The organism is Parasphingorhabdus sp. (assembly GCF_036963705.1).
GTDB lineage: Bacteria > Pseudomonadota > Alphaproteobacteria > Sphingomonadales > Sphingomonadaceae > Parasphingorhabdus.
In genome coordinates this window covers 1-7,726 of the sequence record NZ_JBALUT010000093.1, presented here as the reverse complement: position 1 = coordinate 7,726, position 7,726 = coordinate 1, and the positions used below count along the sequence as shown (strand labels likewise).

Below are 7,726 nucleotides of genomic sequence, written 5' to 3'. Positions count from 1 at the left end.
CGATGTGCCGAGCAGGTAGAGACCCTCATAGAGCGCATTGGCGCGCATCATCGGGAAAACGAAATCCTTGACGAATTCTTCGCGGAGATCGTCGATAAAAATATGTTCCGGTTTGACACCGAGCGTTTCGGCAACACGGCGCGCGGGTCCCAATTCTTCGCCCTGCCCCAGATCAGCGGTAAAGGTCACGACCTCGCACTGATATTCCTGCTGCAACCATTTCAGAATGACGCTGGTATCGAGGCCACCGGAAAAGGCCAAAACCACACGCTTAACGGAATCGCTCATTATATCGTCTTTCCATGAATGAAGGCCAGATGAGACTGGCCGCCTAACAGGCTCCAATTTGCGGCGCAATATGATATGTCGGGACTGTTAGGAGAGTCTGATGGCAAAAGCAGAACTGAAAACCAAAGCGACCGATGCCGATGTCACCGCTTTTATCGAAAGTGCAGAGCCCGAGCGCCGAAAGGCGGAGGCGCATCAACTGATTGATCTGTTTCGTGAAATCACGGGTGAAGAACCCAGGATGTGGGGCCAAAGCATCATCGGGTTCGGCAGCTATGATTATAGATATGACAGCGGACGCGAGGGAAGCTCGTGCCGGACCGGATTCTCGCCGCGCAAGGCAAAGCTGTCTCTGTATTTGATGGGAGCTTATTGCACGCCGGAAGCGCAAGCGGAGCAAGACCGGCTATTTGGACTACTCGGCAAGCACAGCGTGGGAAAATCCTGCCTTTATATCAACCGGCTCGAGCAAGTGGATATGAGCGTGCTCGAGCAGCTTATCCGCAACAACTGGGATTTGATGAACGAGCGCTATCCGAAATAATCCGAAACGCCGAACAACCTAGGCCGTCAAATTCTTCTCTGCCTCTGCGATGTAATTGCGTGTGATTGGCAAAGTCCTCCGGTTGCGGCTAAACTGGATCTGGTAATTGCACATACCGCCGTTTTCAAACGCCGCCGTCGCGCCAGCCAGATAGAATATCCACATTCGGTAGAAACGTTCGTCGTAGAGAGCGACAATCTTGTCCCGGTTGTCCACCGTCCGTTTGTACCATTCGCGCAGAGTGAATGCATAATGCAGCCGCAAATTCTCGACATCGGTCGCGATCATGCGAAATTGCTCGCTAGCTTCCAGTGTTTCGCTCAGCGCCGGAATATAGCCGCCGGGAAAGATATATTTACGGGTGAAGGCGTCGGTCGTACCGGGACCACCCATCCGGCCGATCGTATGCAACAGCATCACGCCGTCATCGGTCATCAGGTTGGCGCAACTGCGAAAAAAAGTGCGAAACTGCGGCGTGCCAACATGTTCGAACATCCCGACCGAGACGATCCGGTCAAACGCACCCGCATCGCGCTGCGCGAGATCACGATAGTCGATCAGTTCGAACTTCACCTTGTCGGCGACACCTTCCTTCTCCGCACGTTCCCGCGCTTTCTTGAGTTGCTCTTTGCTAAGCGTGATGCCCACCACCTCGACCCCGGTCGTGCGATGGAGATAAAGCGCCATACCGCCCCAACCACAGCCGATATCGAGCACCCGCTGTCCGGGCCGCAAATCCAGCTTGGCGACGATATGCGCCTTCTTGTCCGCCTGCGCCTGTTCCAGCGTCATATCCGGCCCGCGTCGTTCGAAGTCCCAATAGGCGCAGCTATATTGCAGGTCGTCATCCAGAAACAGGTCGTAGAGATCGTTGCCGATATCATAGTGGTGAGCGACGTTGCTTTTCGACCGACCCAGGAAATTTATCCGGTCAAGACTGCCCGCCACATGGTCGCGGAATTTCTTGAATGCGCTCGGGTCTTTCAGTTTGCCGCCACGTTCAAAGGGCTTGTTGGCGCGCAAAAGCTGCACCAGTCCCATGATATCACCCTGTTCGACGATCAATCGTCCGTCCATGAACGTCTCAGCCGCACCGAGGCGCGGATCAAGCAGGATCTGCCGCACCACATTTTTATCTGCCAGCCGGATGCTGATATCGGGATAACCGGCGGTTGGGGCTCCATAAGTTTCGCTCGTACCGTCAGGGTGCGTGACTTGTAGAGAACCTTTCTCAACTACGCTCTGCAGAAACCGGCCAATAATCGACATTCACTCGCTCCTGATAAAACTCGACACGCCCGCGAAAATCAAATTCCCGCGTACCATTCATAATTGGCTACATCTTGCCAATAACCACCCTTGCCTTCGCCGATACCAGCCAAGGATGCGACAGCTTCGATCCCGGTCACATATTTGGCATGTTTATAGCCCAGTTGCCGCTCGACCCTGAGACGCAACGGCGCACCGTTTTCGATCGGCAACGGCTCTCCGTTCAAGCGATGCGCCAGGATCGTCTGCGGGTGGAAGCCGTCGAGCAAGTCGATGCTTTCATAATATGGCCTGCCACCCAGCCGGTCGGCACAATGGAAGACCAGAAATTGTGCGCTGTTTTTGAGCTGCGCAAGATCAAGCAGGATTTTGAGCGGGACGCCGGTCCACTGCCCGATCGCGCTCCAGCCCTCGACGCAGTCATGACGGGTAATCTGGGTACGTTGCGGCAGAGAACCTATCGCTTCGAGGCCAAATTGCTGAGGCTTTTCGAATAATCCCGTTAGCCGGAGCCGCCAATTGGCGAAGCCTTGAGCCGCGCTTGCGGCATATTCAGCATCCCCCGGGGCGCGGGTGCCATTGGCCCGGAATTTGGGTGAAAGATCAGCAACATCATATTCTCTGGCGAGTTGCATCCGGTCACCAAGCGCATGCTGCACCGTAAAATTCGCCGTTTCAGCGCTAGCTAGAATATCTTGAAAAGCAGGATTTCGGTTCAACGCATCGCAACCGGACAACAGACTGCCAGCACCAATTGCAGCGCCGGTGATCAGCTTTCGGCGGGTGATAATCGTCATTCTGCAGGCCCCTCCTTTTTCCCGCCTGAAATCATGGACCAGGTTTGCCGAAAAGGACCGGAAAGCAGGACCATGACTATGTGGACGAGAAAGAATAGCAGCAGCAGGAATGCCGCGATGAAATGGAGCGAACGGGCCGACTGGCGGCCACCCAATATCTCCGTCAGAAACGGCCAATTGGCATCCATTCCCGGGGACATCGCAAGACCTGTGAAAATCATCAGCGGCAGCAGGATGAAGGTCACGCCAATATAGCTCAATTTCTGGATGCTGTTATAATCTTCGCCCGCCGATTGCCGGATCGCACGGAGGTCTAGATGGTTGCGAAACGAGCGCCATATATTCGATGGTCGCCACTGCTCGCGAGGCATGTGCAGGTCTCGCTGGATGTGCCGGTTCCAAAGCGACGCGACCATGAACAGCGCCAGACCGACACTGAATATCCAGGCAAAAAAGAAATGCCAGCGCCGACCGTCCGCCAGGCTGTAAGTCGAAGGAATGGTAGCCCAGCCGGGAAAGGCCCATGTCCGGGTCTTGCCATCACTATCCTGCCAGTTTCCCAATGTTCCGGTGGTCTCGATACGCAGTTCCCCCAAGCGCAGATAGCCCATGGCCTGCGAAGACCCCACTGCCATCCAGGCATAGTCATCGTTCGCACCATATTCACCCCAATAGAGCCGAGGATGGGCGTTGAATATGGTCAAACCGCTCATCAGCAGCACAATCAGGCAGAGCGCATTGATCCAATGCCACAGCCTAGTGACCATATGATGGCGAGGTTTCGTGAGAATGATAGCGTCCTTCAGCATGATGGCACTCTAACCGCTGGTTCGGCGTTGCCAAGCGGATCGTTACTACCATCCACTGTTGCACATCCACAACACACTCTGAAACAATGCGATTTATAACGGTTCTGAATAAACCGTGCAGTTGTTATTCACATTTGTAAACTTATATGCACTTTCGTGACTACGAAGAAGGCTATAAAAGTCAAAATAAAGTAGTGGTTACAAAATAATAAAACCAAGGAAAAGAAACTAATGAAAAAGGTATCTATAACACTTGCAATCGCATTATCTGCGATGGCATCCCCCGTGTTGGCTCAAGAAACAGGTGATTTTTCGGGCGTAAAAGGTACGGCAATCGCCGGATATGACAATACTGACTTCGGCATCGGCGGCGCAGGTAGCACGGACAATGCAGACGGTTTCCTATACGGAGCATCGCTCGGCTACGACATTCAGTCGAACAACATCGTTTATGGTGTCGAAGCTGAAATCACTGAATCGACCGGAGAACTCTCCGGCGGCGGTGCTAGCGTCGACGCAAGTCGCGATCTCTATGCCGGAGCTCGTTTGGGCTTCGTCGTAGGTGATAGCGCGTTGCTCTATGCGAAAGCTGGCTATACCAATGCACGCTATACCGCTTCAGGCACCGGATTTGGAGGCGTTGCCGGCAATGCTGACGGTGTTCGTGTTGGCGCCGGTATCGAGTATAAGCTGAGCGACAACGCATTCGTGCGCGGCGAATATCGTTACAGCAACTATGAAGCAGGCGTCTCTCGCAACCAGGTAGTTGGCGGCGTTGGCTTCCGCTTCTAAACGATAAACACAAGAAAAGAATATGCGGGGCGGGCAGAAATGCTCGCCCCTTTTTTATTGCTTCCAAAATTGATCAATATTCTTAAGATTATGAAATCATATTTGGAGGGACTGGATATTATGGGCGCTTATAAACAGGTTACCAAACTACACCCTGATCCGCTTGCCGCTTTCGCCATATCACCGGCATGGCAGGTCGGTGACTTGATATTTCTATCCGGTCAGGCAGCGATTGACGAACAAGGACAGATCGTTGGCGTCGACGACTTTGATGCCCAGTTGAAGCAGGTTTTTGCCAATATCGACCGTGTCATTCGCGCGGCAGGCAGCAGTAGAGACCAGATTATCAAGGTAACGATCTACCTGACGGACATGGCAAATTTCCCGAAGATTGTTGCTGCTCGAAAATCCTATTTTGCGCCGCCCTATCCCGCCGACACCACGGTTGAAGTCAAGGCTCTCGCACTGCCGGAATTAATGGTCGAGATTGACGTTATCGCGGCGGCTTAGCCTAGCGCAGCTTGCTTCTCTTCGGCCAACCGGTCCAGTTCTGCGCGACTTTTCTTCTCGCTCGCCGATTTCAGCTGCCCGCAGGCGGCCATGATATCCCGACCGCGTGGGGTCCGGATCGGCGCGCTGATACCCGCATCAAAAATGATCTTCGAGAATGACTTGATCCGTTCCGGAGTGGAACATTCATAATCCGAACCGGGCCATGGATTGAACGGGATCAGGTTGACCTTGGCAGGCAAATCGTAATTGCGCAGAAGGTTAACCAGCTCGCGTGCATCCTGATCGCTATCATTCTTGTCCTTGAGCATCACATATTCAAAAGTGATCCGGCGGGCATTGTTGGCGCCGGGATAATCGGCGCAAGCCTGCAGCAGTTCCTCGATCGAATATTTGCGGTTGAGCGGGACAATTTCGTCTCTCGTTTCCTTGTTCACTGCGTGCAGCGATATCGCAAGATTGACGTTAATCTCCGCCCCTGCCCGGGCGATCATCGGCACAACACCGCTGGTCGACAGGGTGATCCGGCGGCGTGAAAGCGCGAGGCCGTCTCCATCCATCACGATCTTCATCGCATCGCGGACATTTTCGAAATTATACAATGGCTCACCCATGCCCATAAGCACGATGTTGGTCAGCAAACGGCCGTCAGACTTATAAGCCTGATTATATTCCTTGGTATTTTCCGCTTCGCCTTCTTCGGCAAAGTCCATAACGCCCTTCGGCCATTCGCCAAGCGCATCACGGGCGAGCATCACCTGACCGACTATTTCGCCGGGGGTCAGGTTGCGTACCAGCCGCATCGTGCCAGTATGACAGAAACGACAATTGAGCGTGCAGCCAACCTGACTGGAAATGCACAATGTTCCGCGATCTTCATCGGGAATGAAGACCATTTCATAATCTTGGCTGTCAGCCGAGCGCAGCAACCATTTGCGGGTCCCGTCTTCCGATAAATGCGCTTCGACGATTTCCGGACGGCCGATGACAAAACGCTCTGCCAGCCACGGCCGCAGGCTCTTGCTCATGTCGGTCATCAAGCCGAAATCATTGATCCCGCGATGATATATCCAGTGAAACAGCTGCTTGGAGCGCAGTTTTCCTTGCTTTTCTTCAAGTCCCGCAGTGATCAGCACGTCGCGGATCTGCGAAACGCTGAGACCTATCAGGTCAACGCGGCCATCGGCACGCGGGGTGACCTTGGCGGGCAAGGGAACGGGATCTATATGGCCGGGTATCTGCATGGCAGCGCATATAGTGCGTGTTTTCAGTAAAATCTACCGCAACCGCGAACAACCGAGCGATGCCGCATCAATTGCGGTCGCCGCCCCGCGCAACCGGTAGGCATCAACGATCGACTTGCCGTCGCGACCGACGCTTTCCACGGTCATGCTGGTAGACGAACGGATCGCGGCGATGATCGCGGCATCCATTCGTTTGTCCTGAGACCAGCCATCATAGCGATTGGCGGTAAGCTGGAACCGACGACCGGCGATGCTGACAATCACCCGGCTGTTGGACGACCGGTCGCGGCTCAGGCGAACGTGGAATTGTCGCCTGATCTTTCGATCGGGCCAAAATCCGATGCTGGCAAAGGATTTGCGCTCCGCCTTGCCGTGAATATCTTCCGATTCTGCAATCGCATAGCAGCGGGGGACTTCAGGATCGCGAAATGCCCCCCAGCTGTTGAATATGCCAAGAGAATCTTTCGCGATCAGCGGAGTCGAAAATACAGACAGCGTGAGCCCCAGAAGAACAAGCCGCTTTTTCAAGCCTTCTCCCCTTCTCCGCCGCCGAGATGGATGACATCCTCGCGGCCGTCGCAAATCTGTACAATCGACCCTTGCGGCAGTCCTTCTGCGATCGGCGCACCGAAACGCGGATGGGCATCCGCGCCGACGAGCAGACCGCGCAAAACCCGGCTGGTCATGCCGTGACTGATCAAAATGGTATCCTGAGTGAAATTCTGTTCATCGAGCCAGTGCTTCAATCGTTTTTCAATGTCGCGATAATCTTCACCGCCGGGCGCAACCGTAACGAACAGCCGTTCGTCGTGGTCGATCTCCAGCTTGCCATCTAGATCGCGATACATGACCCCGCCCCATTCGCCCATATCGATTTCGCGGAGCCGCGCGTCGCTGCGCGCCTGATGCCAGTCGGCACCGACATGCTCGGCAACCACCGACAGGGTTTGCAGAGCCCGGTCGGTATCCGACGCGATCAGGTCCAGCGCCGGAATATCTGGCTCCAGATGCGACGCGAGTGCTCTGCCCATAGCATCGGCCTGGGCAAAGCCGGCTCGGGTCAGCGGCGTGTGGACATGCTCACCCTGGATCCGGCCAGCGAGATTGAAGATTGTTTCACCGTGCCGCGCGATAAACAGGCGTTTGCCATTGGTGTTGATGCCGCTCATAATCACTCTATCCTGTTCCGAAATGGCTAAAACCATCCGCTGAAACTGCGGCTTTACCCGCCTCACTAGTTTTTTCCACAGTTTTTCACGGCATTATCGGACATCGGGCGGCGATCAGGCTTGCCCTGCGGCACATTATTGTTAATGAAGCGGGTAACTATCCGTGAACCCGTGCGGAGTCATTCGCACAGCTATTTTCACGGTTGATCGGGAACAAGAAGGACGGTTTATGAAAGCGACCATTGAACGCGCGGCATTGCTAAAGAGCCTGGGGCATGTCCAGTCCGTGGTTGAGCGGCGCAAC

The 7,726-nt window shown here is 54.5% G+C and carries 10 protein-coding genes; 3 read left to right on the top strand and 7 right to left on the bottom strand.

Features of this window, described 5'->3' with window-relative positions:
* On the bottom strand, positions 1 to 288 hold a 288-nt coding region (locus V7680_RS14220; protein ID WP_335653926.1), incomplete at its 3' end, for an argininosuccinate synthase domain-containing protein.
* 100 nt (positions 289 to 388) lie between these two features.
* On the opposite strand from V7680_RS14220, the gene V7680_RS14215 reads away from it, so the two are divergent.
* The gene (locus V7680_RS14215) at positions 389 to 832 is read left to right on the top strand and encodes a DUF1801 domain-containing protein (RefSeq protein WP_335653925.1); all 444 of its coding nucleotides are present in this window, start codon (positions 389 to 391) and stop codon (positions 830 to 832) included.
* 18 nt (positions 833 to 850) lie between these two features.
* On the opposite strand, the gene V7680_RS14210 is transcribed toward V7680_RS14215, so the two are convergent.
* From V7680_RS14210 to V7680_RS14200, 3 genes are read right to left on the bottom strand one after another with little or no spacing between them, the layout of a single operon-like run.
* On the bottom strand, positions 851 to 2,101 hold the full coding sequence (locus V7680_RS14210; protein WP_335653924.1) for a cyclopropane-fatty-acyl-phospholipid synthase family protein: 1,251 nt from the start codon (positions 2,099 to 2,101) through the stop codon (positions 851 to 853).
* A 38-nt stretch (positions 2,102 to 2,139) separates the two neighbouring features.
* Positions 2,140 to 2,898 (bottom strand): molybdopterin-dependent oxidoreductase, encoded by a 759-nt coding sequence (locus V7680_RS14205; RefSeq protein WP_335653923.1) that lies wholly within the window; start codon positions 2,896 to 2,898, stop codon positions 2,140 to 2,142.
* Positions 2,895 to 3,707 carry a cytochrome b/b6 domain-containing protein gene (locus tag V7680_RS14200; protein ID WP_335653922.1) on the bottom strand — a complete coding sequence of 271 codons (813 nt, stop codon included), beginning with the start codon at positions 3,705 to 3,707 and terminating at the stop codon, positions 2,895 to 2,897. Before V7680_RS14200 ends, V7680_RS14205 begins: the two co-directional genes overlap by 4 nt.
* Before the next feature lie 231 nt (positions 3,708 to 3,938).
* Here V7680_RS14200 and V7680_RS14195 point away from each other — a divergent pair, with 231 nt between their 5' ends.
* Positions 3,939 to 4,499, top strand: a complete 561-nt coding sequence (locus V7680_RS14195) for an outer membrane protein (RefSeq protein ID WP_335653921.1) — start codon at positions 3,939 to 3,941, stop codon at positions 4,497 to 4,499.
* A gap of 120 nt (positions 4,500 to 4,619) precedes the next feature.
* Positions 4,620 to 5,009, top strand: a complete 390-nt coding sequence (locus tag V7680_RS14190) for a RidA family protein (protein WP_335653920.1) — start codon at positions 4,620 to 4,622, stop codon at positions 5,007 to 5,009.
* Here the strand turns inward: V7680_RS14190 and rlmN are convergent.
* The 3 genes from rlmN to V7680_RS14175 are packed head-to-tail and all read right to left on the bottom strand — an operon-like array spanning position 5,006 to position 7,422.
* The gene (rlmN, locus tag V7680_RS14185) at positions 5,006 to 6,253 is read right to left on the bottom strand and encodes a 23S rRNA (adenine(2503)-C(2))-methyltransferase RlmN (RefSeq protein WP_335653919.1); all 1,248 of its coding nucleotides are present in this window, start codon (positions 6,251 to 6,253) and stop codon (positions 5,006 to 5,008) included. The genes V7680_RS14190 and rlmN overlap by 4 nt on opposite strands.
* Positions 6,254 to 6,286: 33 nt before the next feature.
* The gene (locus tag V7680_RS14180; protein WP_335653918.1) at positions 6,287 to 6,781 is read right to left on the bottom strand and encodes a hypothetical protein; all 495 of its coding nucleotides are present in this window, start codon (positions 6,779 to 6,781) and stop codon (positions 6,287 to 6,289) included.
* On the bottom strand, positions 6,778 to 7,422 hold the full coding sequence (locus tag V7680_RS14175; protein WP_335653917.1) for a histidine phosphatase family protein: 645 nt from the start codon (positions 7,420 to 7,422) through the stop codon (positions 6,778 to 6,780). Before V7680_RS14175 ends, V7680_RS14180 begins: the two co-directional genes overlap by 4 nt.
* Positions 7,423 to 7,726 lie beyond the last annotated feature (304 nt).

Coding starts and splice junctions, on each gene's coding strand:
- V7680_RS14215 (WP_335653925.1), top strand. CDS start 389: ATGGCAAAAGCAGAACTGAAAACCAAAGCGACCGATGCCGATGTCACC.
- V7680_RS14210 (WP_335653924.1), bottom strand. CDS start 2,101: ATGTCGATTATTGGCCGGTTTCTGCAGAGCGTAGTTGAGAAAGGTTCT.
- V7680_RS14205 (WP_335653923.1), bottom strand. CDS start 2,898: ATGACGATTATCACCCGCCGAAAGCTGATCACCGGCGCTGCAATTGGT.
- V7680_RS14200 (WP_335653922.1), bottom strand. CDS start 3,707: ATGCTGAAGGACGCTATCATTCTCACGAAACCTCGCCATCATATGGTC.
- V7680_RS14195 (WP_335653921.1), top strand. CDS start 3,939: ATGAAAAAGGTATCTATAACACTTGCAATCGCATTATCTGCGATGGCA.
- V7680_RS14190 (WP_335653920.1), top strand. CDS start 4,620: ATGGGCGCTTATAAACAGGTTACCAAACTACACCCTGATCCGCTTGCC.
- rlmN (WP_335653919.1), bottom strand. CDS start 6,253: ATGCAGATACCCGGCCATATAGATCCCGTTCCCTTGCCCGCCAAGGTC.
- V7680_RS14175 (WP_335653917.1), bottom strand. CDS start 7,422: ATGAGCGGCATCAACACCAATGGCAAACGCCTGTTTATCGCGCGGCAC.